General features: G+C 72.6%; 25 protein-coding genes. 15 read left to right on the plus strand and 10 right to left on the minus strand.

Going from position 1 to position 23964, the window contains the following annotated elements:
- Positions 1-2 precede the first annotated feature (2 nt).
- From AB0J86_RS36635 to AB0J86_RS36670, 8 genes are all read left to right on the plus strand, one after another.
- The gene (locus tag AB0J86_RS36635) at positions 3-554 is read left to right on the plus strand and encodes a F0F1 ATP synthase subunit B (RefSeq protein WP_363862736.1); all 552 of its coding nucleotides are present in this window, start codon (positions 3-5) and stop codon (positions 552-554) included.
- Complete coding sequence (locus AB0J86_RS36640) at positions 554-1375, plus strand: F0F1 ATP synthase subunit delta (protein ID WP_363862739.1); 822 nt, start codon at positions 554-556, stop codon at positions 1373-1375. The genes AB0J86_RS36635 and AB0J86_RS36640 overlap by 1 nt, the downstream gene beginning before the upstream one ends.
- A 77-nt stretch (positions 1376-1452) precedes the next feature.
- The gene (atpA, locus tag AB0J86_RS36645) at positions 1453-3105 is read left to right on the plus strand and encodes a F0F1 ATP synthase subunit alpha (RefSeq protein WP_363862742.1); all 1653 of its coding nucleotides are present in this window, start codon (positions 1453-1455) and stop codon (positions 3103-3105) included.
- A 9-nt stretch (positions 3106-3114) separates the two neighbouring features.
- A complete protein-coding gene (locus AB0J86_RS36650) occupies positions 3115-4044 on the plus strand; it encodes a F0F1 ATP synthase subunit gamma (RefSeq protein ID WP_363862745.1) in 930 nt (309 codons plus the stop codon).
- Positions 4044-5483, plus strand: coding sequence for a F0F1 ATP synthase subunit beta (atpD, locus tag AB0J86_RS36655; protein WP_363862748.1), 1440 nt, complete (start codon positions 4044-4046; stop codon positions 5481-5483). Before AB0J86_RS36650 ends, atpD begins: the two co-directional genes overlap by 1 nt.
- Before the next feature lie 221 nt (positions 5484-5704).
- Positions 5705-6841 (plus strand): LCP family protein, encoded by a 1137-nt coding sequence (locus tag AB0J86_RS36660; RefSeq protein WP_363862751.1) that lies wholly within the window; start codon positions 5705-5707, stop codon positions 6839-6841.
- A 98-nt stretch (positions 6842-6939) separates the two neighbouring features.
- On the plus strand, positions 6940-7221 hold the full coding sequence (locus AB0J86_RS36665) for a F0F1 ATP synthase subunit epsilon (RefSeq protein WP_363862754.1): 282 nt from the start codon (positions 6940-6942) through the stop codon (positions 7219-7221).
- A gap of 12 nt (positions 7222-7233) precedes the next feature.
- Positions 7234-7686 (plus strand): DUF2550 domain-containing protein, encoded by a 453-nt coding sequence (locus AB0J86_RS36670; protein ID WP_363862757.1) that lies wholly within the window; start codon positions 7234-7236, stop codon positions 7684-7686.
- 18 nt (positions 7687-7704) lie between these two features.
- Here the strand turns inward: AB0J86_RS36670 and AB0J86_RS36675 are convergent, their stop codons facing one another.
- Positions 7705-8349, minus strand: a complete 645-nt coding sequence (locus tag AB0J86_RS36675; RefSeq protein WP_363862761.1) for a methyltransferase domain-containing protein — start codon at positions 8347-8349, stop codon at positions 7705-7707.
- 129 nt (positions 8350-8478) lie between these two features.
- Between AB0J86_RS36675 and AB0J86_RS36680 the strand changes: the two genes are divergently transcribed.
- From AB0J86_RS36680 to AB0J86_RS36690, 3 genes are all read left to right on the plus strand, one after another.
- Positions 8479-9900, plus strand: a complete 1422-nt coding sequence (locus AB0J86_RS36680; RefSeq protein ID WP_363862764.1) for a histidine kinase — start codon at positions 8479-8481, stop codon at positions 9898-9900.
- Complete coding sequence (locus AB0J86_RS36685; RefSeq protein WP_363862767.1) at positions 9897-10625, plus strand: response regulator transcription factor; 729 nt, start codon at positions 9897-9899, stop codon at positions 10623-10625. Before AB0J86_RS36680 ends, AB0J86_RS36685 begins: the two co-directional genes overlap by 4 nt.
- 81 nt (positions 10626-10706) lie before the next feature.
- Positions 10707-11465 carry a DedA family protein gene (locus AB0J86_RS36690; protein ID WP_363862770.1) on the plus strand — a complete coding sequence of 253 codons (759 nt, stop codon included), beginning with the start codon at positions 10707-10709 and terminating at the stop codon, positions 11463-11465.
- An 83-nt stretch (positions 11466-11548) separates the two neighbouring features.
- On the opposite strand, the gene AB0J86_RS36695 is transcribed toward AB0J86_RS36690, so the two are convergent.
- Both AB0J86_RS36695 and AB0J86_RS36700 read right to left on the minus strand, forming a co-directional pair.
- Entirely contained in the window at positions 11549-11947 is a 399-nt protein-coding gene (locus AB0J86_RS36695) for a VOC family protein (RefSeq protein WP_363862812.1), read from the minus strand.
- A 74-nt stretch (positions 11948-12021) separates the two neighbouring features.
- Positions 12022-12594, minus strand: a complete 573-nt coding sequence (locus AB0J86_RS36700) for a cob(I)yrinic acid a,c-diamide adenosyltransferase (RefSeq protein WP_363862773.1) — start codon at positions 12592-12594, stop codon at positions 12022-12024.
- Between AB0J86_RS36700 and murA the strand changes: the two genes are divergently transcribed.
- Positions 12593-14116, plus strand: coding sequence for a UDP-N-acetylglucosamine 1-carboxyvinyltransferase (gene murA / locus AB0J86_RS36705; protein WP_363862776.1), 1524 nt, complete (start codon positions 12593-12595; stop codon positions 14114-14116). The genes AB0J86_RS36700 and murA overlap by 2 nt on opposite strands.
- A 259-nt stretch (positions 14117-14375) precedes the next feature.
- Positions 14376-15224, plus strand: coding sequence for a 3-hydroxyacyl-CoA dehydrogenase family protein (locus AB0J86_RS36710; RefSeq protein WP_363862779.1), 849 nt, complete (start codon positions 14376-14378; stop codon positions 15222-15224).
- A 132-nt stretch (positions 15225-15356) separates the two neighbouring features.
- Here the strand turns inward: AB0J86_RS36710 and AB0J86_RS36715 are convergent, their stop codons facing one another.
- Together AB0J86_RS36715 and AB0J86_RS36720 are read right to left on the minus strand one after the other, a co-directional pair.
- Complete coding sequence (locus tag AB0J86_RS36715; RefSeq protein WP_363862782.1) at positions 15357-16202, minus strand: ABC transporter permease; 846 nt, start codon at positions 16200-16202, stop codon at positions 15357-15359.
- Positions 16199-17047, minus strand: a complete 849-nt coding sequence (locus AB0J86_RS36720) for an ABC transporter ATP-binding protein (protein ID WP_363862785.1) — start codon at positions 17045-17047, stop codon at positions 16199-16201. Before AB0J86_RS36720 ends, AB0J86_RS36715 begins: the two co-directional genes overlap by 4 nt.
- Before the next feature lie 135 nt (positions 17048-17182).
- Here AB0J86_RS36720 and AB0J86_RS36725 point away from each other — a divergent pair, with 135 nt between their 5' ends.
- Complete coding sequence (locus AB0J86_RS36725; RefSeq protein WP_363862788.1) at positions 17183-19189, plus strand: protein meaA; 2007 nt, start codon at positions 17183-17185, stop codon at positions 19187-19189.
- 81 nt (positions 19190-19270) lie between these two features.
- On the opposite strand, the gene AB0J86_RS36730 is transcribed toward AB0J86_RS36725, so the two are convergent.
- Positions 19271-20647, minus strand: coding sequence for a DUF2786 domain-containing protein (locus AB0J86_RS36730; protein ID WP_363862791.1), 1377 nt, complete (start codon positions 20645-20647; stop codon positions 19271-19273).
- 95 nt (positions 20648-20742) lie between these two features.
- Positions 20743-21402 carry an endonuclease NucS gene (gene nucS, locus AB0J86_RS36735; protein ID WP_363862794.1) on the minus strand — a complete coding sequence of 220 codons (660 nt, stop codon included), beginning with the start codon at positions 21400-21402 and terminating at the stop codon, positions 20743-20745.
- Between the two features lie 71 nt (positions 21403-21473).
- On the opposite strand from nucS, the gene AB0J86_RS36740 reads away from it, so the two are divergent.
- Positions 21474-22091, plus strand: a complete 618-nt coding sequence (locus AB0J86_RS36740) for a DUF4126 domain-containing protein (protein ID WP_363862797.1) — start codon at positions 21474-21476, stop codon at positions 22089-22091.
- A 56-nt stretch (positions 22092-22147) separates the two neighbouring features.
- On the opposite strand, the gene AB0J86_RS36745 is transcribed toward AB0J86_RS36740, so the two are convergent.
- The 3 genes from AB0J86_RS36745 to AB0J86_RS36755 all read right to left on the minus strand — a co-directional run.
- Positions 22148-22777 carry a hypothetical protein gene (locus AB0J86_RS36745; protein WP_363862800.1) on the minus strand — a complete coding sequence of 210 codons (630 nt, stop codon included), beginning with the start codon at positions 22775-22777 and terminating at the stop codon, positions 22148-22150.
- Between the two features lie 108 nt (positions 22778-22885).
- A complete protein-coding gene (locus AB0J86_RS36750) occupies positions 22886-23545 on the minus strand; it encodes a class I SAM-dependent methyltransferase (protein ID WP_363862803.1) in 660 nt (219 codons plus the stop codon).
- A gap of 117 nt (positions 23546-23662) precedes the next feature.
- On the minus strand, positions 23663-23964 hold a 302-nt coding region (locus AB0J86_RS36755; protein WP_363862806.1), incomplete at its 5' end, for an aldehyde dehydrogenase family protein.

Genomic DNA, 23964 nt, shown 5'->3' on the forward strand with positions numbered 1-23964 from the left:
CAATGCTCAACACCGCCATCAACCTCGCCGCCGAGGGCGGCAGCCAGGAACACAACCCGATCATCCCGCTCTGGCAGGAGATCGTGGTCGGCTCGATCGCCTTCGCGCTGCTCTGCTTCGTGCTGATGAAGTTCGTCTTCCCGCGCATGGAGCAGACCTTCCAGGCCCGGGTCGACGCGATCGAGGGTGGCATCAAGCGGGCCGAGGCCGCCCAGGCCGAGGCGAACAAGCTGCTGGAGCAGTACCGCGCCCAGCTCGCCGAGGCGCGTACCGACGCCGCCAAGATCCGCGACGACGCGCGGGCCGACGCCGAGGGCATCCGGCAGGACGTCCTGGCCAAGGCGCGCGAGGAAGCGGACCGGATCATCGCGGCCGGCAAGGAGCAGCTCGCCGCCGAGCGGCAGACCATCGTGCGCGAGCTGCGCACGGAGGTCGGCACGATCGCGGTCGACCTGGCCAGCCGGATCGTCGGTGAGTCCCTGGCCGACGAGGCGCGCCGTCGGGGCACCGTCGAGCGGTTCCTCACCGACCTCGAGAGCGCGGGGGCCCGCTGATGCAGGCCGCCAGCCGGGAGTCGTACGGGGCCGCCGCGGAGCGTCTCAACGCGTACGCCCAGGGCGCCGAGCCGTCGGCGATCAGCACCACGGCCGACGAGATCCTCGCCTTCGCCGGACTGCTCGGGCGGGAGGCACGGCTGCGCCGGGCGCTCTCCGACCCGGCCCGCAGCGGCGAGGACCGGGCGGGCCTGCTCGGCAACCTGCTCGGCGGCAAGCTCAGCGCGGACGCGGCGCAGCTGCTCTCCCAGCTCGTCGTCGGCCGCTGGTCGGCGCCGGGCGAGCTGCTCGACGCCGCCGAGCGGCTCGGCGTGGAGGCGCTGCTCGCCAGCGCCGACCGCGCCGGCGACCTCGGCGAGGTAGAGGACGAGTTGTTCCGTTTCGGCCAGGTGGTGGCCGCGGACCTGGAGCTGAGCAACGTGCTCTCCGACCAGGTCGCGCCGGCCACCCAGCGGGCCGAACTGGCCAGGACGCTGTTGGTGGGCAAGGCCAAGCCGATAACGGTACGGTTGGTGGAGGTAGCCCTCACCGGCTTCGGTGGGCGCTCGTTCTCCGGGGCGCTGACCCGGCTCGTGGAGTTGGCCGCCGACCGCCGGAACCGGCAGGTGGCCTACGTCACCGCGGCGGCGCCGCTCGGCGAGGAGGAGGAGCGTCGCCTCGTCGCGAAGCTCTCCGAGCTGTACGGCCGCGAGGTCACCGTCAAGCAGACGGTGGATCCCGGGGTGCTCGGCGGACTCAGCGTGCAGGTCGGTTCCGATCTCTACGACGGCACGGTCCTGCGCCGGCTCACCGACACCCGTAACGCGCTCACGGGACGCTGACGAGCGCGCCGACCCACTAGTCGTACCTGACCTGCCGCTCTGAGGTAACTCCGGGCCCTGAATAGAGGAAGCAGAGGATGGCCGAGCTGACCATCTCGTCGGAGGAGATCCGCGGCGCCCTTGAGCGCTACGTCTCCTCCTACTCGCCCGACGTCTCCCGTGAGGAGGTCGGCACCGTCGCTGACGCCGGCGACGGCATCGCCCACGTCGAGGGCCTGCCCTCGACCATGACCAACGAGCTGCTGGAGTTCGAGGACGGCACGCTCGGTGTGGCGCTGAACCTCGACGTGCGCGAGATCGGTGTCGTGGTGCTCGGCGAGTTCGCCGGCATCGAGGAGGGGCAGCGCGTCAAGCGGACCGGCCGGGTGCTCTCGGTGCCGATCGGCGACGCGTTCCTCGGCCGCGTGGTGAACGCGCTCGGCCAGCCGCTGGACGGCCTGGGCGAGATCGCCAACGAGGGGTACCGCGAGCTGGAGCTGCAGGCGCCGAACGTGATGGCGCGGCAGAGCGTCAGCGAGCCGCTGCAGACCGGCATCAAGGCGATCGACGCGATGACGCCGATCGGTCGGGGCCAGCGGCAGCTGATCATCGGTGACCGCAAGACCGGTAAGACCACGGTCGCGCTGGACGCCATCCTGAACCAGCGGGAGAACTGGCGCTCCGGGGACCCGAAGAAGCAGGTCCGCTGCATCTACGTGGCGATCGGCCAGAAGGCCTCCACCATCGCCTCGGTGAAGGGCCTGCTGGAGGAGCAGGGCGCGATGGAGTACACCACCATCGTCGCCTCGCCCGCCTCCGACCCGGCCGGCTTCAAGTACATCGCCCCGTACGCCGGCTCGGCCATCGGCCAGCACTGGATGTACAACGGCAAGCACGTCCTGATCGTCTTCGACGACCTGACCAAGCAGGCCGAGGCGTACCGCGCCGTGTCGCTGCTGCTGCGCCGCCCGCCGGGCCGCGAGGCGTACCCGGGTGACGTCTTCTACCTGCACTCCCGCCTGCTGGAGCGCTGCGCGAAGCTCTCCGACGAGATGGGCGCGGGCTCGATGACCGGTCTGCCGATCATCGAAACCAAGGGCAACGACATCTCCGCGTTCATCCCGACGAACGTCATTTCGATCACCGACGGCCAGATCTTCCTGGAGACGGACCTCTTCAACCAGGGTGTCCGTCCCGCGATCAACGTCGGTACCTCGGTCTCCCGGGTCGGCGGTGCCGCCCAGGTCAAGCCGATGCGGAAGGTCGCCGGCCGGCTCCGGCTGGACCTGGCCCAGTTCCGTGAGATGGAGGCGTTCGCCGCCTTCGCCTCCGACCTGGACGCGGCCTCCCGCCGCCAGCTGGAGCGGGGTGTCCGCCTGGTCGAGCTGCTGAAGCAGCAGAACTACTCGCCGCTGCCGGTCGAGGAGCAGGCGGTGTCGGTCTGGGCCGGCACCGAGGGCAAGCTCGACGACGTACCGGTGGGCGAGGTGCGCCGCTTCGAGTCGGAGTTCCTCCAGTTCATCCGGCACCAGTACGCGGAGACCCTGGCCACCATCGCGGGCAACACCTGGGACGACGACGTCGTCGCCAAGCTCGACGAGGCGATCGGCCGGTTCAAGCAGGTCTTCCTCGGCAAGGAGGACGAGGTGCGGGTGAACGAGGCCGCCGCCGAGCCGCTCCAGGGCGAGGAGAACCGCGAGACCGTGACCCGCTTCCGCGACGGGGCGACCGACCGCCCGACCGAGCAGTAGGGCTGATCGATGGCGGCCCAGGTTCGCGTTCTTCGCCAGCGGATCCGCTCGGCGAAGGGGATGAAGAAGATCACCAAGGCGATGGAGCTCGTGGCGACGAGCCGCATCGCCAAGGCCCAGGCCCGGGTGGCGGCGTCCCTGCCGTACGCCCAGGCCATCACCGGTGTGCTCACGGCGCTGGCGTCGAACGCGCGCATCGACCACCCGCTGCTCACTCCGCGGCAGCGGGTGCGGCGGGCGGGCGTCGTGGTCGTCACCAGCGACCGCGGCCTGGCCGGCGGTTACAGCTCCAACGCGATCAAGGCCGCCGAGTCGCTCCTGGCCCGCCTCAAGGAGGACGGCAAGGAGCCGGTGCTGTACGTGGTCGGCCGTAAGGGCGTCGGGTACTACCGGTTCCGCCAGCGGCCGATCGAGGCGAGCTGGACCGGCTTCTCCGAGCAGCCGACCTTCGCCGACGCCCGGACCGTGGGCGAGACGCTGATCAAGGCGTTCGGCCACGGTGCGGACGACGAGGCCGGCGACGGCGGGATCGACGGCGTCCGGGGCGTGGACGAGCTGCACATCGTCTACACCGAGTTCAAGTCGCTGATGACGCAGCTCCCGGTGGCCAAGATCATTGGCCCGATGGAGGTCGAGGACCGGCCCCGCTCCGAGGGCCTGCTCCCGGCGTACGAGTTCGAGCCGGAGGCCGAGGCGCTGCTCGACGCGCTGCTGCCGAAGTACATCAACACCCGCATCTACGCGGCGTTGATCGAGTCGGCGGCGAGCGAGTCGGCGGCGCGGCGGCGGGCGATGAAGGCCGCGACCGACAACGCCGAAGAGATGATCGAGACCTACACGCGCGAGATGAACTCGGCCCGGCAGGCCGGGATCACCCAGGAGATCAGCGAGATCGTCGGCGGCGCTAACGCGTTGGCCGCGTCGGGAAGTGAAGTGTGATGACTGTAACCGCAGGCGAAACCAAGACCGCGACGGGCCGTGTGGTCCGGGTCATCGGCCCGGTCGTCGACGCCGAGTTCCCGCGCGACGCGATGCCCGAAATCTTCAACGCGCTGCACGTCGATGTCGACCTCTCCGGCGGCCGGAAGACCCTGACCCTGGAGGTCGCCCAGCACCTGGGCGACAACATGGTCCGGGCCATCTCCATGCAGCCGACCGACGGTGTGGTCCGGGGCGCCGAGGTGCGCGACACCGGGGCGCCGATCAGCGTCCCGGTGGGTGACGTCACCAAGGGCCACGTCTTCAACGCCATCGGCGAGGTGCTGAACCTCAAGCCGGGGGAGAAGTTCGAGGTCAACGAGCGCTGGCAGATCCACCGCAAGGCGCCGGCCTTCGCGGACCTGGAGCCGAAGACCGAGATGCTGGAGACCGGCATCAAGGTGCTCGACCTGCTCGCCCCGTACGTCAAGGGCGGCAAGATCGGCCTGTTCGGCGGCGCGGGCGTGGGCAAGACGGTGCTCATCCAGGAGATGATCATCCGGGTTGCCAACAACTTCGGTGGTACCTCGGTCTTCGCCGGCGTGGGGGAGCGGACCCGTGAGGGTAACGACCTCATCGCCGAGATGACCGAGTCCGGTGTCATCGACAAGACCGCGCTGGTCTACGGCCAGATGGACGAGCCGCCGGGCACCCGGCTGCGGGTGGCGCTCTCCGCGCTGACGATGGCGGAGTACTTCCGCGACGTCCAGAAGCAGGAGGTGCTGCTCTTCATCGACAACATCTTCCGCTTCACCCAGGCCGGTTCGGAGGTCTCCACCCTGCTCGGCCGGATGCCGAGCGCGGTGGGCTACCAGCCGACCCTGGCCGACGAGATGGGCGAGCTGCAGGAGCGGATCACGTCGGTCCGGGGCCAGGCGATCACCTCGATGCAGGCGATCTACGTTCCGGCGGACGACTACACCGACCCGGCGCCGTCGACCACGTTCGCGCACCTCGACGCGACCACCAACCTGGAGCGGTCGATCTCCGACAAGGGCATCTACCCGGCGGTGGACCCGCTGGCCTCCTCGTCGCGGATCCTCGCCCCCGAGTTCGTGGGCATCGAGCACTACACGGTCGCCTCCGAGGTGAAGCGGATCCTGCAGCGCTACAAGGACCTGCAGGACATCATCGCCATCCTCGGTATCGAGGAGCTCTCCGAGGAAGACAAGGTGACGGTCCAGCGGGCCCGCCGGATCGAGCGGTTCCTGTCGCAGAACACCTACGCGGCGGAGCAGTTCACCGGCGTGAAGGGCTCGACGGTTCCGATCAAGGAGACCATCGAGGCGTTCAAGAAGATCAGCGAGGGTGAGTACGACCACTTCCCCGAGCAGGCCTTCTTCATGTGTGGCGGGCTCGACGACCTGGAGCGTAACGCTCGGGAGCTGTCGAAGAGCTGAGCGTCACGGATACGTGACGAAGGGGTCAGGCCGGCACAAGCCGGCCTGGCCCCTTGCCTTTCCGCTAGCACATTTTCCCAGCTCACGAGGGTGTTTTCCCAGTTCAGCGAGGTACCGTCGGCTCCGGTCCACCGCCGGTCGTGTCCAGCGTCGCCACGTCCGCGCCCCCAGCGTGGGCCGGCCCGCCGCCGCGGGCGCGACGACGGGAAGTGGGTTCTACCGTGGGCAAGCGCAGCACCGTGACGCCGGGACGTACCCGGAGGTCGACCGTACCGAGGTGGGCTCAGGTCTGCACCGCCTTCGGCGCGCTGCTGGTACTGCTCAGCGGCGGGATGCTGGCGACCTCCCACGCGCTGATCGCCCGGTACGCGGGCAGCGTCCGCCAGGCCGACCTCTTCGGCGACCAGGCGGCCGGCGCCCCGGTCCAGCACGCGGACATCAAGGGGCCGCTGAACATCCTGCTGGTCGGCATAGACCCGCGGGCCGGCCAGGTGAACGAACCGCCCCGGTCCGACTCGATCATCATCGTGCACGTCAACCCGGGCCTCGACTCGGCGTACCTCTTCTCCATCCCGCGTGACCTGCGCGTCGACATCCCGGCCTTTCCGAAGGCGAACTACCGGGGCGGCACCGACAAGATCAATGCCGCCATGGCGTACGGCAGCCGCGTGCCCGGTCAGGCCGCGCCCGACCCGGCCCGCGGCTTCGAGCTGCTCTCCCAGACGGTCAGCGACTACACCGGGATCAGCCACTTCGACGCCGGCGCGATCGTCGACTTCACCGGCTTCCAGAAGATCGTGGACGCGATGGGCGGCGTCGACATGTACATCGACAGCAACGTGAAGTCCGAGCACCGCCAGCCGGACGGCAGCTACCGCACCCCGAACCCGAAGGGCGAGGGGTACATCGGCCCGCAGGCCACGTACACCAAGGGCAACGCCCACCTCAAGGGCTGGCAGGCGCTCGACTACGTCCGGCAGCGGTACGGGCTGCCGCACGGCGACTACGACCGCCAGCGGCACCAGCAGCAGTTCATCAAGGCGATGGTGACCCAGGCGATGAGCCGGGACGTGGTGACCAACCCGCTCAAGCTCGACGCGGTGCTGCGGGCGGCCGGCAAGTCGCTGATCTTCAACGGCCGGGGCAACAGCATCGTCGACTACGCCTGGGCGCTGCGCGACCTCCGCTCCGACTCGATCCAGATGATCAAGCTGCCCGGGCAGGGCATCGGCACCGGCTCCAGCTACCAGGGGGAACGGCTGCTCGCGCCGACCGACGACTTCTTCGCCAGTCTCGAAACCGGCACCACCGACCAGTTCCTCGCCGCACACCCGGATTTCGTCAACAAGGAGAAGTAATCTACCGGGAACCCGGTGTGCATCCCGCCACCCGCGTTGGGACGGTGACGAGGGCCCGATTAGACTCGGCCCAACCCCGCCGCCCCGAAGGAGACAGCGTGGCACAGCTACAGGTCGAGCTGGTATCGGTCGAGGAGAAGGTCTGGTCCGGCGAGGCCGACATGGTCGTCGCCCGGACGACCGAGGGTGAACTCGGGGTACTGCCGGGTCACGCGCCGCTGCTCGGGCAGCTCGCCGAGCCCGGCCAGGTGCGCATCAAGCTCGCCGGTGGCCAGCAGCTCACCTACGACGTGACCGGCGGGTTCCTCTCCGTCACCGGCGAGGGCGTAACCGTGCTGGCCGAGAGCGCCACCCCCGCCGACGGTTCCGCGACGCGCTGACCGGGTCCGTCGATGAAGGTCTTGGAAGGGATCGGAATCGGCGTACTCATCCTGCTCGCCGCGCTGGCGGTGCTCTTCGTCCGCCGTGCCTGGGTGACGAGAAGGGGCGGGATCATCCGGCTCAGCGTCCGGGTCTCGACGCTGCTCGACGGGCGGGGCTGGTCACCGGGCTTCGGTCGCTTCACCGACGACGAACTGCGCTGGTATCGGATGTTCAGCTTCGCCATCCGGCCGAAGCGGGTACTCGCCCGCACCGGGCTCGCGGTGGAGCGGCGGCGGCTGCCCGAGGGCCAGGAGCGGCTCTCCATGCCCGCCGACTGGATCATCCTCCGCTGTACCAGCCATCAGGCTCCGGTCGAGATCGCCATGGCGCAGTCCACGCTCACCGGGTTTCTCTCCTGGCTAGAGGCCGCCCCGCCCGGGGCGGCCTCGCCGCGTCTGGCACACGACTGGCCCGCCGCCTGAGCGGGCCCCGGACACGCCCTACCGCGCCCGCTGGAGTTCCGGCCGTCCCGCCGCCGACGAGGGCCGGGCGTCCGCAGGTACCGGTCGCCGACAGTGGTAGACCACGGCCGGCGGCAGGTTCGCCCAGACCGTACGCCCCAGCGTCACCTCCTCGAAGCACGCCTCCATGACCCGGCGGGCCCGCCGGGCCAGCGGCGTCCAGAGCCCGTGCCGGTACGCGAAGGTGGTGAGAGCGCCGTACGGTGCCAGGGTGGCCGCGACCGCCCTGAGGATCAGGTCCTGCCGCTGCGGTGGGAAGACCGCCCAGGGCAGGCCGCTGACGACGGCGTCCGCCGCGCCGATCCCCCGCGCGGCGAGCACCTCGCCCAGTTTTCCGGCGTCGCCGTGGACCACCTCGACCCCGGGGAAGCGCCCGCGCAGCCGCTCGGCGAAGCTCCGGTTCAGCTCGATCGCCACGTGCCGCCCCCGCCCGCCCAGCCGTCGCTGGATGGCGCCGGTGAAGGCACCCGTACCCGGGCCCAGCTCGACCACGACGGGCGAACCGGTACCGGCGATCGGCACGGTGACCAGGCGGGCGAGCGTCGGGCCGCTGGGGGCGATGGCGCCGGTGGCGAACGGGTGGCGGGCGAGCTGGGCCAGGAACGCGGCCGCATCATCGATCATGCGGTGGACGCTAGGGGCGCCCGGACACCGCCCCGGTCGTTCCGCCGGCCCGTGTTCCGGCCGATCGGAGGAGGTCGGGCGGCCGGTGGCAGGATCGGGCCGCGCCCGGCCGCTACGTATGGTTGCGCGGTGACACGCGCGCGATACGGCTGGGTCCTGCTGCCGTTCGGCCTGGCCACGCTGGGGCTCGCGCTCAGCGGCAACCTGCTCGGCTGGGCCGCCGAGCCGACCGGTTCGGCCGGGACGGGGCTGGCTCCCCTGGCCGGGGTCGCCCTGACCGCCGTACGGCGCTGGCCGTTCCCGGTGCTGCTGACGGAAGTCCTGCTGCTCCTGCTCACCGACGCGCTCGCCCCGTCGGCCAGCGACATGGCGCAGTTGGCGATCGGCGTCGCGCTCGGCTTCGTGGCGTACACGGCCGGCTGGCCGCGTACCGTGGCCGCGTTCGTGCTGGCGTGCGCCGCGACCGGGAGCAACTTCGACCCGGCGATGCTGGAGGGCAAGCAGGGCGTGGTCCGGGTGCTCAGCCTGCTGGCCTTCGCGGCGGTACCGGTCGCGTTCGGCCGCTACCTGCGCGCGGTACAGGACGCGGCCCGGGTCGCCGCCGAGCGCGCCCGGGAGGCCGAGGAGCGCCGTGCGGTCGAGCTGCGCGCGGTACGGCTGGCCGAGCGCAGCAGCATCGCCCGCGAGCTGCACGACATCGTCGCCCATCACGTCGCCGCCATCGCGCTGCGGGCGGGCGCCGCGCAGTACGCCGTGCGGCACACCGGTGCGGTCGACGACGCGGTACGGGCCCTCGGCGAGCTGCGCGGCACCGCCAGCCAGGTCCTCGACGAGCTGCGGGAGCTGCTGGAGGTGCTGCGCGACCCCGACGCGCTCGACCCCACCGGGTCCGGCGGCACCGCCCCCGGCGACCCGACGCCCGGCGGCGGCGCCGGGTCGCTGACCCTGGTGGAGCCGGAACAGATCGTCGCCGACGCCGAACGGCGGGTCCGGGCCGCCGGGCTTACCGTCCGGATGGAGCTGGCCGAGGAGGTCGCCGCCGCGCCGCTGGTGGTACGGACCACGGCCGCGCGGGTGATCCAGGAAGGGCTGACCAACACGCTCAAGCACGCCGGGCCCGGTGCGGGCGTGACGGTGCGGGCCCGGCCCGACGCCGGCGACCTGCTGGTCGAGGTCGTGGACGGCGGGCCGGCCCGCCCGCCGGGCGAGGAGCCGGTCGCCGTCCCGCGCGCCACACTGCCGCCCTCGGGGCACGGACTGGTCGGGCTGAACGAACGCGTCGGCCTGCTCGGCGGTGTGCTGACGGCCGGCCCGGACGAGGCCGGCGGGTGGCGGCTGCGGGCCCGGCTGCCGATCCGGGCCGCCACCGACCCGGCCGCCGTGGACGCGGGCGGTTCGGACGCGGGTGGCGTCGATGCCGGCGCGGGTGGTTCGGACGCGGGTGGCGCCGATGCCGGCGCGGGTGGTTCGGGCGCGGGTGGCGTCGATGCCGGCGCGGGCGGCGACCGGCCGGGTGGACGGCTCTCCAAGTCGGGCGCGGTGCGGCCGTGATCCGGGTCCTCGTCGTCGACGACCAGGCGCTGGTGCGCGCCGGGGTCGCGCTGCTGCTGCGTACGGCCGGCGGGTTCGAGATCGTCGGCGAGGCCGGGGACGGCCACGAGGCGGTACGGCTGGCCGGCCGGCTGCACCCCGACGTGGTCCTGATGGACCTGCGGATGCCCCGTACCGACGGGATCGAGGCGACCCGCCGGATCGTGGAGCGGCACCCGGCGGTACGGATCCTGGTGCTCACCACCTTCGCCGACGACGCCAACATCTACGGGGCGCTCGACGCGGGGGCCATCGGCTACCTGGTCAAGGACGGCGCGCCCGAGGACCTGATCGAGGCGGTGCGCCGGGCCGCCCGGGGCGAGCCGCTGCTGGCGCCGGCCGTACTGGCGCGGATCGTCAACCGCGCGCTGCACGCGCACCGCAGCGACCGCGAGCGTCGCGACGGCGTACGGCCGGCGGCGGGGCGGTCGCTGAGCGCGCGGGAGCGGCAGGTGCTGGCCCTGGTCGGGGCCGGGCTCTCCAACGCCGAGATCGCCGCGCGGCTGCACCTCGGCATCACCACGGTCAAGACGCACGTCTCCGCCGCCATGGAGAAGCTGGACCTGCGCAACCGGGTGCAGGCCGCGGTGGTCGCCCACCGGATCGGCCTGGTGGACGACGACTTCCGTCCCGTGGCCGACCTCGGCCCCGGAGGCGACCCCGAGCCCACCGCCCCCGTTCCCTAGGGGATCGGCCGGCCAGCCGGAGGAGCCGGACCGGCCGGCCGCAGGACGCCGGGCGGAGTGGCCGGGGGAGATCGTTGCCGGGTGGACTTCACCGCGCGTTTCCTCGACTGGCTCGCGGGGCTACCGGCCGGGTGGCTCTACCTCGCCGCCGCGGCCGTGCTCGCCACCGAGGTCGGGCTGCTGGCCGGGCTGGTCATGCCGGCCGCCAGCACCATGCTCACGGTGGGCTTCCTGGCGTACGCGGGACGGCTGGACCTGACCACCGCGCTGGTCGTACTGACGGCCGCCGCGCTCGTCGGCGACCACGTCGGCTACCTGGAGGGGCGGCTGGTCGGCCCCCGGCTGCGCCGCGGCTGGCTGGGCCGGCGCGTCGGCGACCGCCGGTGGGACCGGGCGGAGGCGCTCGTGGCGGCGCGGGGCGGGCGGGCCGTCCTGCTCGGCCGCTGGGTGGCGTTCGTCCGCACCCTGGTGCCCCGCGTCGCGGCGGTGGCCGGGGTGCCGTACCGGCGGTTCGCCCTCTTCAACGCCGCGGGCGTGCTCGTCTGGGTCCCCGGTACCGTCCTGGCCGGCTACCTCGCCGGGGCCTCGTACTCGCGCCTCACCGGCCTGGCCGGTGTCGCCGGGGCGGTGCTGGCGGGCGGCGCGGGGCTGGCCGGGGTGGCGATGTGGTGGCGGCGCCGGCGCGCCCGTGCCGCCGCCTCCCGGGGCGGGCCGTGCGCGGGACCGGTACGCCCGCGCCGCTCGCCGCTGCGTTCGCGCTCCTGGCGGGGCCGGCCGGCCCGGAACCGCCGGCCGCATCCCGCCGGTCGGGCCCGGCACCGGGAGCCGGCCGACCGCTGACCCGGCCGGGCATCCGACCCGGCCGACCGCCGACCCGGCTTAGCATCCGACCCGGCCGAGCGGTGGTCCGGGTCCAGCGCCGATCAGGCCGACCGCGGCCCGGGGGTCGAGGCGACCAGTTCCACCTCGTACCCCGAGCCGTCGGCGAGGTACGCGGCGTACGTCTCCGGCCCGCCCGCGTACGGGTGCCGGTCGGCGAAGAGCAGCGACCACCCGTACCCGGGGGCCCGCCCGACCAGCCGGTCCACGGCGGCGGGCGGACCGGCGTGGAAGGCGAGGTGGTTGAGGCCCGGCGCGCGCCGGTCGTGGGTCCGCGACGAGAGCGCGGGCGACTCCTCCAGGACCAGGTAGGTGGGGCCGAGCCGCCAGGACCGGCCGGCCGGCCACTCCTGGAAGAGCTCCCAGCCCAGCTCGGTGAGGAGCCAGCCCCAGCTGCGGCGGGCCAACTCCAGGTCGGGCACCCAGACCTCCACGTGGTGCAGCCCGCCGGGCCGCCCGGCCTCCGAGTCGTCCGGCGCGGCCTCGCCCGGCCCGGGGTCGTCCGGTCGATCAGGTGTCAACGCTGCCCGCCGGGCACCCATAGCACATCGCCCGCCGGATTTGCCGTTCTTGCCAGGATAAAGAGCAGATCTGAGAGGCGGTTGAGATACTTTGCCGGGAGGGGGCTGGTTCGTTCCGGTTCATGATTGACCAGCGCCCACGCCGCACGCTCCGCGCGCCGCGCGACCGTTCGCGCCACGTGCAGGAGCGCCGCGCCCGGAGTACCGCCCGGCAGGATGAAGGAGTCGAGCTTGGCCAAGCGCGCGTTGTACTCGTCGCACCAGCCCTCAAGACGGGTCACGTACTCCTCGGTCACCCGCAGCGGCGGGTACGCCGGCTCGGGCTCGACCGGGTTGGAGAGGTCGGCGCCGACGTCGAAGAGGTCGTTCTGGACGGTGGCGAGCACGGCCCGCACCGCGTCGTCGAGCTGCCCGAGCGCCAGCGCCGCCCCGATCGCCGCGTTGCACTCGTCGACGTCGGCGTACGCGGCGATGCGGGGGTCGGTCTTCGCCACCTGCTCGTTGTTGCTCAGCCTGGTCGTGCCGGCGTCGCCGGCCCTGGTGTAGATCCGCGTGAGGTGGACGGCCATGACGCACAGCGTACGGATGTCCGCCCCGACGGCGCTCACTCGGCCGGCCGAGAGCGGGGCGATCGACCCGGCGGTGGCCGACGACCGGTGGCCGACCGAGGCCGCCTCGGCCGCGGCGGGCGACGCCCAGCCGGGCGACGTGGACGTGATCCGGGTCAACGGGGGTGCCCGGCTCGCGGGGGAGGTCCACGTCACCGGCGCGAAGAACTCCGCGCTGAAGCTGATGGCCGCCGCGCTGCTGGCGCCGGGCCAGAGCGTGATCACCAACGTGCCACGGATCACGGACATCGCGATCATGGGGGAGGTGTTGCGGCGGCTCGGCTGCGAGGTCTCGTTCGGGCCGGACGAGCCGGCGACACCCACCGGGCCCGGCACGGCGGGAATCGACCTGGCCGGCGGCGCGCGCGTCGCGGGCGCTCCGACGCCGGGTGAACGGGCCCGGTCCCGGTCGGTGACGATCGAGGTACCGGCCGAGCCCGGCGCCGAGGCGGACTACGACCTGGTACGCCGCCTGCGCGCCTCGATCTGCGTGCTCGGGCCGCTGCTGGCCCGGCGCGGGTACGTGCGGGTGGCCCATCCCGGCGGTGACGCGATCGGCTCGCGTGGCCTGGACATGCACGTCTCCGGGCTGGCCCGGATGGGCGCCGAGATCGCCGGCGAGCACGGGTTCGTGATCGCGTCGGCGCCGGACGGGCTGCGCGGGGCGACCATCTGGCTGGACTTCCCGAGCGTCGGCGCGACCGAGAACCTGGTCATGGCGGCCGTGCTCGCCCGGGGCGTGACGGAAATCGACAACGCGGCCCGGGAGCCGGAGATCGTCGACATCTGCGCGATGCTCACCCAGATGGGGGCCCGGATCGAGGGAGCCGGCACCTCGACGATCCAGATCGAGGGCGTACCGGAGCTGCGGCCCGTACGGCACGCCACCATCGGGGACCGGATCGTGGCGGGTACCTGGGCCTTCGCGGCGGCGATGACCCGGGGCGACGTGACCGTGCACGGGGTGAGCCCGGGCTTCCTGGAGATCGCGCTGGACAAGGTCGTCAACGCGGGTGGGCTGGTCGAGACGCGGGCGGACGCGTTCCGGGTGCAGATGGACCGGCGGCCGAGCGCGGTGGACGTGGTGACCCTGCCCTTTCCCGGCTTCGCCACCGACCTGCTACCGATGGCGATCGGGCTCGCGTCGGTCAGCGAGGGCGCCTCGCTGATCACCGAGAACATCTTCGACGGGCGCTTCATGTTCATCAACGAGATGGCCCGGCTCGGCGCCGACATCAAGACCGACGGCCACCACGCCGTGGTACGGGGACGGGAACGCCTGTCGGGCGCCCCGGTGCGGGCCACCGACATCCGCGCCGGTGCCGGGCTCGCCATCGCGGCGCTCTGCGCCGACGGTACGACGGAGGTGTCGCACGTGCACCACATCGACCGGGGTTACCCGGACTTCGTGGCGGACCTGCGTACGCTCGGCGTCCAGGTCGAGCGGCTCGCCACCCCCGGCGAACGGGACTTCACCCTCTGACCGGCCCCGTCGCTCCCGCCCCGGCCTGACTTCCGCCCCGGCCCGGCCTGTCGCTCCGCCGCCCCGCCCCGGCCTGGCTCGTCGTCTTGGCCCGGCCCGGCCTGTCGCTCCGCCCCGACCCGGCCTGGCTCGTCGCCTTGGACCGGCCCGGCCTGGCTCGTCGCCTTGGCCCGGCCCGGTCTCGGCGGCCGACTGAGGATTCGTTCAGGCGTGCCCGTTAGGCTGCTCTCCGGGTATTCCGCAGCGTGAGGAGAGACAGATGGCGGGTCGACTGGCCGTTGTCGGGGCCGGACTGATGGGTGCGGGAATCGCGCAGGTGGCGGCGCAGGCGGGCTGGCGGGTGACGCTGCGGGACCTGGACGACGCCGCCACCAAGCGCGGCCTCGACGGCATCCGTACCTCGCTGGAGCGGTTCGCGGCCAAGGGCGTGATCGGGGCCGACGAGGTCGAGGCGACGCTGGGCCGGATCACGCCGACCACCGAACTGGAGGCGGCGGCCGACGCGGACGTGGTGGTCGAGGCGGTCTTCGAGCGCCTGGACGTCAAGCACGAGGTGTTCCGCGGCCTCGACAAGATCTGCCGGCCGGACGCGGTGCTGGCGACGAACACCTCGGCCATCCCGGTCACCCAGATCGCGGCGGTGACCGAGCGACCCGAGTCGGTCGTCGGTACCCACTTCTTCTCGCCGGTACCGATGATGAAGCTCTGCGAGCTGGTGCGCGGCTACAAGACCAGCGACGAGACGCTCGCCACCGCGCGCGCCTTCGCCGAGGAGATCGGCAAGACCTGCGTGGTGGTCAACCGGGACATCGCCGGCTTCGTCACCACCCGGCTCATCGCCGCGCTGGTCGTCGAGGCGGTCAAGCTGGTCGAATCCGGCGTGGTGTCGCCGGAGGACCTGGACACGGCCTGCCGGCTCGGCTTCGGCCACGCCATGGGTCCGCTGGCCACTACCGACCTGACCGGCGTCGACGTGCTGCTGCACGCGACGAGGAACATCTACACCGACACGGCGGACGAGAAGTTCTTCCCGCCGGAGCTGCTCCAGCGCATGGCGACCGCCGGTGACCTCGGCCGCAAGACCGGCAAGGGCTTCTACACGTACTGACCCGCTCGCCCGCCGGCCCGGCCCACTCGTCGATCTAGGGCAAATCCACGTGATTGGAGATCAACTCACGTGGATTTGCCCTAGATCGCGGGGGAGAGGCGCGGGGCGCGGGGCGCCGGGGGAGAGGGGCGATCAGCCGTCGCGTTTGGTGGTCCAGCGGAAGGTGCCGAGGCAGAGCAGCAGCCCGAGTACGCACCAGGCGGCGAGCACCAGCGCGACCCGGCCCAGCTCGAACGAGCCGCCCGGCTCCTGCGCCCCGAACGAGGCGGGCAGGAAGACCGAGCGCAGTCCCTGGCACATCCACTTCAGTGGGAAGAGCGCGGCCACCTGCTGCATCCACGTGGGCAGCTGGGTGAAGGCGATGAACACCCCGGAGATGAACTGAAGCACCAGCGCCACCGGGGTGGCCAGCGCCGATCCGCTGCGGGCGGTACGGGCCAGCGACGAGAAGGCGATGCCGCAGAGCGTACAGGCGGTGATGCCGAGCGCGGAGACCCAGCCGAAGGTGAGCCAGTGGCCGGCCGTACTCGGCAGCTCCAGGCCGAAGAAGATCGCGGCGACCGCGAGCAGCAGCACCGTCTCGGCCACGCCGATCACGATCACCATGATCACCTTGCCGGCGAAGTAGACCCACTTCGGCATCGGGGTGCCGCGCAGTCGCTTGAGCACGCCGCGGTCGCGCTCCATCGGGATCTGGATCGCCAGGCTCTGGAAGCCCACCGTCATGAGGCCGGTGGCGATCATGCCGGTCACGAAGTACTGGGTGAACTTCACCCCGCCGTCGAGGTCGTAGTTGAAGATCGAGGCGAAGATGAAGATCATGATGACCGGGAAGAGCATGGTGAAGACCACCGACTCCCGGCTGCGCAGGAACTGCGTGACCTCCAGCCGCCCCTGGCGCAGGCCGAGCGCGACCGGGCCGACCCGCCGGGCCGGCGCCGGTGCCGCCACCGGCACGTTCGTCGTCGTCGCGCTCATCGCTGTCCGATCATTCGCAGGTAGACGTCTTCCAGGGTCGGGCGGGTCACCGTGAGCCCGGGTACCTCGCCGCCGTACCGCGCGGCCAACTCGGCGACCAGCGCCGTCGGCGTCGCGCTCTCCCACCGCTCGACCGCGCCCTCCGGGGTACGCCAGGAGACCGTCGCCAGCGCCTCGTGCCGGTCGCCGAGCCGGTCCGGCGTCGACACCTCGACCAGCCGCCCGCCCGTGATCACCCCGACCCGGTCGGCCAGCGCCTCGGCCTCGTCCAGGTAGTGGGTGGTGAGCACGATCGTGGTGCCCGCCGCGGCCAGGTCCCGGATCAGGTCCCAGAACTCGCGCCGCGCCTCCGGGTCGAAGCCGGTGGTCGGCTCGTCCAGGAAGAGCAGCTCGGGCTGGCCGACGATGCCGAGCGCCACGTCGAGCCGGCGCTTCTGCCCGCCGGAGAGGGAGTGGGTACGGGCCCGTGCCTTCTCGGTCAGCCCGACCCGGGCGATCACCTTGTCCGGGTCCTCGGGGGCGGCGTAGAAGCCGGCGAAGTGGTGCACGACCTCGGCCACGGTGAGGTCGTCGAACTCCCCGGTGCCCTGCAGCACGATGCCGACCCGGTTGCGCCACGCCTGGCTCGGCCTGGCCGGGTCGACGCCGAGGACGCTGACCTCGCCCGCGTCCCGCTGCCGGAAGCCCTCCAGGATCTCCACGGTCGTGGTCTTGCCGGCGCCGTTCGGGCCGAGCAGGGCGAAGACCTCGCCCCGGGCCACCTCCAGATCGAGGCCGCCCACGGCGACGTTGTCGCCGTACGCCTTCCGTAACCCCCGTACGGAGATCGCGAGCTGGTTCTCCATGGCGTCAATCATTCTCCATGGCGACCACTATCCGCGTCGTCACCCGGTGTGATGCGACCGGGGCCCGGGCCTGTGCGCGGCGGTGTGCGGTTTTTCACCGACTGAGGTAACTGGTCGGTAACTTAGACTCCGGAGATGGGAGACAGGGTCTTCGACGGGCGGCTCCCTCAGCCGGATCGTCCCTGGGTGATGCGCACCTACGCCGGGCACTCCTCGGCCACCGCCAGCAACGCGCTGTTCCGCCGCAACCTGGCCAAGGGGCAGACCGGCCTGTCGGTCGCCTTCGACCTGCCGACCCAGACCGGGTACGACCCGGACCACGAACTCGCCGCCGGCGAGGTCGGCCGGGTGGGCGTACCGGTCTCGCACCTGGGCGACGCCCGCGCGCTCTTCGCGGGGATCCCGCTCGCCGAGGCGAACACCTCGATGACGATCAACGCGACCGCGATGTGGCTGCTCGCCCTCTACGTCGTGGTCGCCGAGGAGCAGGGCGCCGAGCCGCAGGGGCTCGCCGGCACCACCCAGAACGACATCGTCAAGGAGTACCTCTCCCGGGGCACCCACATCTTCCCGCCCGGCCCGTCGCTGCGGCTGACCACCGACATGATCGCCTGGACGGTACGGCACGCCCCGCGCTGGAACCCGGTCAACGTCTGCTCGTACCACCTCCAGGAGGCGGGCGCGACCCCGGTCCAGGAGGTCGCCTTCGCGCTGGCCACCGCGATCGCCGTGCTGGACGCGGTGCGCGACTCGGGGCAGGTCCCCGCCGACCGGCTCGGCGACGTGGTGCAGCGGATCTCCTTCTTCGTCAACGCCGGCGTGCGCTTCGTCGAGGAACTGGCCAAGATGCGCGCCTTCGCCCGGCTCTGGGACGAGATCACCGCCACCCGGTACGGCGTGACCGACCCGAAGGCCCGCCGGTTCCGGTACGGCGTGCAGGTCAACTCGCTCGGGCTCACGGAGGCGCAGCCGGAGAACAACATCCAGCGCATCGTGCTGGAGCTGCTCGGCGTGACGCTCTCCCGGGACGCGCGCGCCCGGGCCGTGCAACTGCCCGCCTGGAACGAGGCGCTCGGCCTGCCCCGCCCCTGGGACCAGCAGTGGTCGCTGCGGATCCAGCAGGTGCTCGCGTACGAGTCGGACCTGCTGGAGTACCCGGACCTCTTCGACGGGTCGCGGGTGGTCGAGGCGCTGGTGGAGAGCATCGCGGCCGGCGCCCGTACCGAGCTGGACCGGATCGCGGAACTGGGCGGTGTGGTGGCCGTGGTGGAGAGCGGCTACCTGAAGTCCGCGCTGGTCCGCTCGATGGCACGGCGGCGCGGGCGGATGGAGGGCGGCGCGGACGTGGTCGTCGGGGTCAACCGGTTCACCGAGACCGAGCCCTCGCCGCTGACCGCCGCCGGTGCCGAGGCCGTGCAGCGGGTCGACCCGGCGGTGGAGGCGACGGTCGTGGCGGCGGTACGCGAGTGGCGGGCCGGCCGTGACGCGGCCCGGGTGGGGGCGGCGCTGGAGCGGCTGCGCCGGGACGCGGCCGGCACCGCCAACCTGGTGCCGGCCACGCTGGAGTGCGTCCGGGCCGGCGTCACCACCGGCGAGTGGGCCGGGGCGCTGCGGGAGGTCTTCGGCGAGTACCGGGCCCCGACCGGCCTGGCGGGGGGCTCCGGTACCGACCCCGGGCGGCTCGCCGCGGTCCGGGACCGGGTCCGCGACACCGCCCGCGAACTCGGCGCCGGGCGGCTGCGGCTGCTCGTCGGCAAGCCCGGACTGGACGGGCACTCCAACGGCGCCGAACAGATCGCGGTACGCGCCCGCGACGCCGGGTTCGAGGTCGTCTACCAGGGCATCCGGCTCACTCCGGCGCAGTTGGTGACCGCGGCGGTGGAGGAGGACGTCGACCTGGTCGGGCTCTCGGTGCTCTCCGGGTCACACCTGGCCGCCGTACCGGCGGTCCTCGACGGCCTGCGCGCGGCCGGCCGGGGCGACCTGCCGGTCGTGGTCGGCGGCATCATCCCGGCCGCCGACGCGGGCGAGCTGCGCGCGGCCGGCGTGGCCCGGGTCTTCACGCCGAGGGACTTCGCGCTGAGCGAGATCGTCGACGAGCTGGTCACGGTGATCCGGGAGGCCAACGGCCTGACCCGGTAGACCCGGTCGCGGCGGACGCCGCCGCCGACGGATGGGGCTGGAACAGCGTCGAGGCCCAGGGCCTTCGACGCAGTCCCTGAATCAGCTGTCCGCGATACCGGACCGGGCGCCCAGCGCGGCCAGGTCCGCCGCCGCCGTACCGGCAGCCCAGCCCGCCTCGTCGCCGCCGCCCCGGATCGCCCGCGTCACCATGTCGGGGAACATCTCGTCGACCGCCTCGCGCACGCGGTCGTCCCGGGCCGCCAGCACCGGCAGCAGCCGGTCCGCCCCCTCCTCCTCGACCGCCGCCCGGCTCGCCTCGTCGGCGGCGCCGCGCAGCCGCTCACCGATCCGCACCGCGTACGCGTGCAGGAACGACTGCCGGAACGACCGCTTGCTCGACCCGCCGCCGGAACCGGTCCGGGGACCGTCGTGCACCATCGCCGCCGTCGCCTGCACCAGCAGCGAGGTGTAGAGCAGCTCCACCGACGCGGAATCGGCCGGATAGCCGAAGACCGTGGCGAACCCCAGGTCGGCCGACCAGACCGACCGGCACCGGTTCGCCTCGGCGACGTGCTGCAACAGCAGCGCCTTCGGCGGCTCGTACGGCGCCTCGACGCCGACGCGTACGGCGATCGGCTCCGCCGTGCGTGGACCCGGCCCGGCGTCGAGCAGCGCGCGGTCGATGCTGTGCCGCGTCATCAGCTCCTGCGCCTTGGCCGAGAGCGCCTCGGCCTCCTCCGGGAACTCGGTCGACTCGGCCTTGGCCAGCAGCCCGCGTACCCGCCCGAGCAGCCGCTCGTCCGCCGGCCCGGCACCGCCGGCCCCCGCGGCACCGGGCGCCCCGGCCCGGGCGGTGCCGGCCGGGCGGGCGGTGCCGGGCAGCGGGGCGATCACCCCGATCTCCGGCAACCCCACCAGCAGCGCCAGGCAGCGCACCGCGTCGCGCAGCGCCTCCGAGCGGTCCAGGCCCTGACGCCGCGCCCAGCCGCTCACCCGGTGGTCGCCGAAGCCCTCCCAGACCGCCACGCCCAGCTCGCGCAGCTGCGCGTGCCACCGCTCGTCCACCGTCGCGGCCGCGTGACCGCGCAGACTGGCCGCCACCTGCTCCAGCAGGAACGCGGCCGGTCGCTTGCCCACCTTGCGCCGGGTCACCCGGATCAGCTCCGCCGGCATCCAACCCCGCGCCCAGACCTGCGCCATGACGTCCCGGACCGCCAGGTCGTAGCGCCGGTCGACGGTCTCCGGCGGGCTCACGGTCAACCGGTCCAGCAGTGGTTCGATCCGGTCGAGCTGGGGCTCGACGAACGCGAAGACGGTCTCCCGCAGCAGGTCGTCGGTCCGTTTCTCGGCGCTGGGCTGGCCGAACGGCCCGAGCCCGAACGGATCGGAGGCCGCCGCCGCCTCGTCGCGGCGGCGCTGCCGCTGCTCCCGGGCCTTCTTCTTGGCCGCCCGCCGCTGCTGGTTGCGTACGCCCATGGTCCGCCGTCCTGTTGGTGAAGGTGCCCGAGGTGCCCGAGGTGCCCGAGGTGCCCGAGGTGCCCGACCCGACCCGACCCGACCGGGCCGGTCGGTCAGAAGAGGGTGAGTTCGTCCCGTTCGATGCCGCGCAGCTTGTCGTAGTCGACCACCACGCAGCGGATGCCGCGGTCCTCGGCGAGTACCCGCGCCTGCGGCTTGATCTCCTGAGCCGCGAAGATGCCGCTGACCGGCGCGAGCAGCGGGTCCCGGTTGAGCAGCTCCAAATAGCGGGTGAGCTGCTCCACGCCGTCGATCTCACCGCGCCGCTTCACCTCGACGGCGACCGTGGCCGCCGCGCCGTCGCGGCAGAGCAGGTCCACCGGGCCGATCGCGGTCATGTACTCCCGCCGGATCAGCGTGAAGCCCTCGCCGAAGGTCGTGGGGTTCGCCGCCAGCAGCTCCTGCAGGTGCGCCTCGACGCCGTCCTTGCGCAGACCCGGATCGACGCCGAGCTCGTACGAGGTGTCCTGGAAGATCTCCTCCAGGGTGATCCGCAGCTCCTCGCCGGCCTTGTTGACCACGCGCCAGACGCCGGGCGCCTCCTCCAGCCGGCACGGCGGGCTCATCCAGTTGAGCGGCTTGTAGGCCCGGTCGTCGGCGTGGATGGAGACCGATCCGTCGGCCTTCACCATCAACAGCCGGGTCGCCGGCGGCAGGTGGGCCGAGAGCCGTCCGACGTAGTCCACTGAGCATCGCGCAATCACCAACCGCACCGGACGAGGGTAGCCGAGTCGCCGGCGCTCGCCGGTCTGCGCCACTGGCGTGGCGGTGAGATGCTGGGCGGGTGCTGGAAGCCCTCACCGGAACCGGCCTCGCCGCATCGGCGGGGTTGAACGCCTACATCCCCCTGCTCGCCCTCGGCCTGCTCGACCGGTACACCGGACTGATCGACCTGCCGGCCTCCTGGCAGTGGCTCAGCAACGGCTGGGTGGTCGCGATCCTGGTGGTGCTGCTCGCCGTGGAGGTCGTCGCCGACAAGGTCCCGATGGTCGACCACGTCAACGACGTGGTGCAGACGGTGATCAGGCCGACCGCCGGCGGGTTGGTCTTCAGCGCCGGCTCCAGCTCCCAGACGGTGACCGTGACCGATCCGGGGCAGTTCTTCTCCTCGCGGCAGTGGGTGCCGATCGTCGCCGGCCTGCTGATCGCGCTCTCGGTGCACGGGGTGAAGTCCGCGGCCCGACCGGTGATCAACGCGACCACGGTCGGCTTCGGCGCGCCGGTCGCCAGTACGGCCGAGGACGCGACCAGCGTCGTCATGTCGGTCGTCGCGATCATCCTGCCCGCCCTGGTGCTGGTCTTCCTGCTCGGATTCGTGATCCTCTTTTTCTGGATCGTGCGGCGACGCCGGGATCGCCGGCGCGAGCGGCAGGCGGCCCGGGCCGCCGGGTTCCGCGTCTGACGTCCGGCGTCGCCGCACGCCCGACCGGGCCACCTCGCGGAGCCGCCGCTCCCGCTTCATTCGTCGGCGGCGACCGCGGCCGTCCCGCGGCGGGACACGGTCGCCAGCAGCTCGCTGACCTGTTCGCGGTAGTAGCCACGCAGCGCGATCTCGAACCGGGCCTTGGAGATTTTTTCCAGGGCCGCGCACCGGGCCTCGGGCCCGTCGCGCAGCAGCGTCTCCCGCAGGTCGCGGATGAGCCGGTTGACCGAGGCGATGTCGTACCCGCGCGGGGCGACGGTGAAGTCCACCGCCGGGACCCACTTCCCCTGCAGGGCGCGGACGTCGGTGAAGCGCTCACCACCGTGGCGGGCCAGCGCTTCCGCCACCTCGTCGGGCGATTCGCGTACCTCGTTCAGGTCGAGCAGCCGTACGGCCGGGCGGCCGTCGATCGGGTGGCGGGCCGTCCGTGGCAGCCGGGCGGCGGCGGATCCGGCGGCGGGAACCAGGAGCGGCAGCGGCACCCCGGGGGCCAGCGGCTGGTCCCCCCAACTGGCCAGCGGCTGGTTCAGTACCAACGCGTCGATGTCGGGCCAGGGCAGTGACTGGTCGACGCCCCGGTGCCGTACCGCCAGCCCGGCCGGACCGATGGCGAACCGGAACGACCTCGACCCGAACCCCAGAATTCCGCGCCTGCGCAGCTCCACGTCGCCTCCACCCGCTCGGTCCGCCCGGTGGGCCTCACGGTAGGAGACGGCGGTAATCCGCCGCGTGGCGCGCGGGGCCGCCGGAGGCATCGAGCCGGCGACCGTGGGTCAGGCTCCGGTGCGTACCGCGATCAGCGACTTGGCCATCCCGGCGAGCCGCTCGGTGCGGATCTGCGAGTCGGGGAAGTAGTACCGCATCTGCGTCCGGTCCAGCAGGTCGGTCCAGAGCACCCGCTCCAGGGCGGCCCGGTAGTCCCGGTTGGGGGTGTGGGTCAGCGGCCAGCGGCGGGCCAGTTCGGTACGGACCCGGACAGCCAGGAACTGCATGCCCGGGGCGATCCAGTGTGGCTCGATCGGGAAGTAGCGGTACGGCGTCTGCACCCAGTGCGCGTCGGCGAGCGTGTGCACCGACTCGGCGAAGCGCAGCCGCCGCTCGTGCCCGCCGACGTGCTCCAGCACCGAGTTGGAGAAGACGAGGTCGTAGCGGCGGTTGGCCAGCCGGGCGGGCAGGGCGCAGGCGTCGACGTGGTCGACCTCGGCCCACTCGGGCACCTCGGCCGGCGGCGTTTCGAGGTTCAGCACGTGTACGTGCTTCGGTCGTACCGCGGCCCGCGTCCAGGTCTCCAACCGGCCGCCGAGGTCGACGACGGACATCTGCGCCAGGGCCGGGAACGCCTCGGCCAGCCACCCCGATCGGCGGGTACGCCGTCGCTCGCCCCAGGAATTCTCGCCGTCCACCAGGAGGAATCGCAGTGCGTGTACATCCACTGGACGCAGGGTAGTTGTACTCGTGGTCGCTATCCAGTCGACGTGCGGACGACTTGCCCAGTTGGCCGCCCGCGGCGCGGCGCCCGGTCGGGGCGGCCCGGCGCGCCGGCGTCGCGCTCAGCGCCCGTACATGACCTTGATGGCCTTGACGATCCGGGCGACCTGCGCGGGGGTGCGTTCGAAGGTCATCGTGGGCAGCGGCGAGCGGCCCCGGCGGCGGGTGACGGACTTGGCCCGGGCGAACTCGCGCAGCCCGTCGTCGCCGTGGATGCGGCCGAAGCCGGAGTCGCCGACGCCACCAAAGGGCAGGGTGGACATGCCCACGAAGCTCAGTACGGAGTTGATGGCGACCATGCCGGTGCGCAGTTGGCGGGCGATGGTGGTGGCGTTGCGTTTGGCGAAGACGGCGGCGCCGAGGC

Source organism: Micromonospora sp. NPDC049559, from assembly GCF_040676675.1.
In the GTDB taxonomy this organism is placed as follows: domain Bacteria; phylum Actinomycetota; class Actinomycetes; order Mycobacteriales; family Micromonosporaceae; genus JBFAPK01.

Bases quoted from the DNA above. Each gene is read 5' to 3' on its own strand.
- AB0J86_RS36720 (WP_363862785.1), bottom strand. From the start codon at position 17,047: ATGGAGAACCAGCTCGCGATCTCCGTACGGGGGTTACGGAAGGCGTAC.
- AB0J86_RS36710 (WP_363862779.1), top strand. From the start codon at position 14,376: ATGGCGGGTCGACTGGCCGTTGTCGGGGCCGGACTGATGGGTGCGGGA.
- AB0J86_RS36650 (WP_363862745.1), top strand. From the start codon at position 3,115: ATGGCGGCCCAGGTTCGCGTTCTTCGCCAGCGGATCCGCTCGGCGAAG.
- AB0J86_RS36670 (WP_363862757.1), top strand. From the start codon at position 7,234: ATGAAGGTCTTGGAAGGGATCGGAATCGGCGTACTCATCCTGCTCGCC.
- AB0J86_RS36640 (WP_363862739.1), top strand. From the start codon at position 554: ATGCAGGCCGCCAGCCGGGAGTCGTACGGGGCCGCCGCGGAGCGTCTC.
- AB0J86_RS36725 (WP_363862788.1), top strand. From the start codon at position 17,183: ATGGGAGACAGGGTCTTCGACGGGCGGCTCCCTCAGCCGGATCGTCCC.
- AB0J86_RS36730 (WP_363862791.1), bottom strand. From the start codon at position 20,647: ATGGGCGTACGCAACCAGCAGCGGCGGGCGGCCAAGAAGAAGGCCCGG.
- murA (WP_363862776.1), top strand. From the start codon at position 12,593: ATGACGCACAGCGTACGGATGTCCGCCCCGACGGCGCTCACTCGGCCG.
- atpA (WP_363862742.1), top strand. From the start codon at position 1,453: ATGGCCGAGCTGACCATCTCGTCGGAGGAGATCCGCGGCGCCCTTGAG.
- AB0J86_RS36635 (WP_363862736.1), top strand. From the start codon at position 3: ATGCTCAACACCGCCATCAACCTCGCCGCCGAGGGCGGCAGCCAGGAA.
- AB0J86_RS36700 (WP_363862773.1), bottom strand. From the start codon at position 12,594: ATGGCCGTCCACCTCACGCGGATCTACACCAGGGCCGGCGACGCCGGC.
- atpD (WP_363862748.1), top strand. From the start codon at position 4,044: ATGACTGTAACCGCAGGCGAAACCAAGACCGCGACGGGCCGTGTGGTC.
- AB0J86_RS36675 (WP_363862761.1), bottom strand. From the start codon at position 8,349: ATGATCGATGATGCGGCCGCGTTCCTGGCCCAGCTCGCCCGCCACCCG.
- AB0J86_RS36715 (WP_363862782.1), bottom strand. From the start codon at position 16,202: ATGAGCGCGACGACGACGAACGTGCCGGTGGCGGCACCGGCGCCGGCC.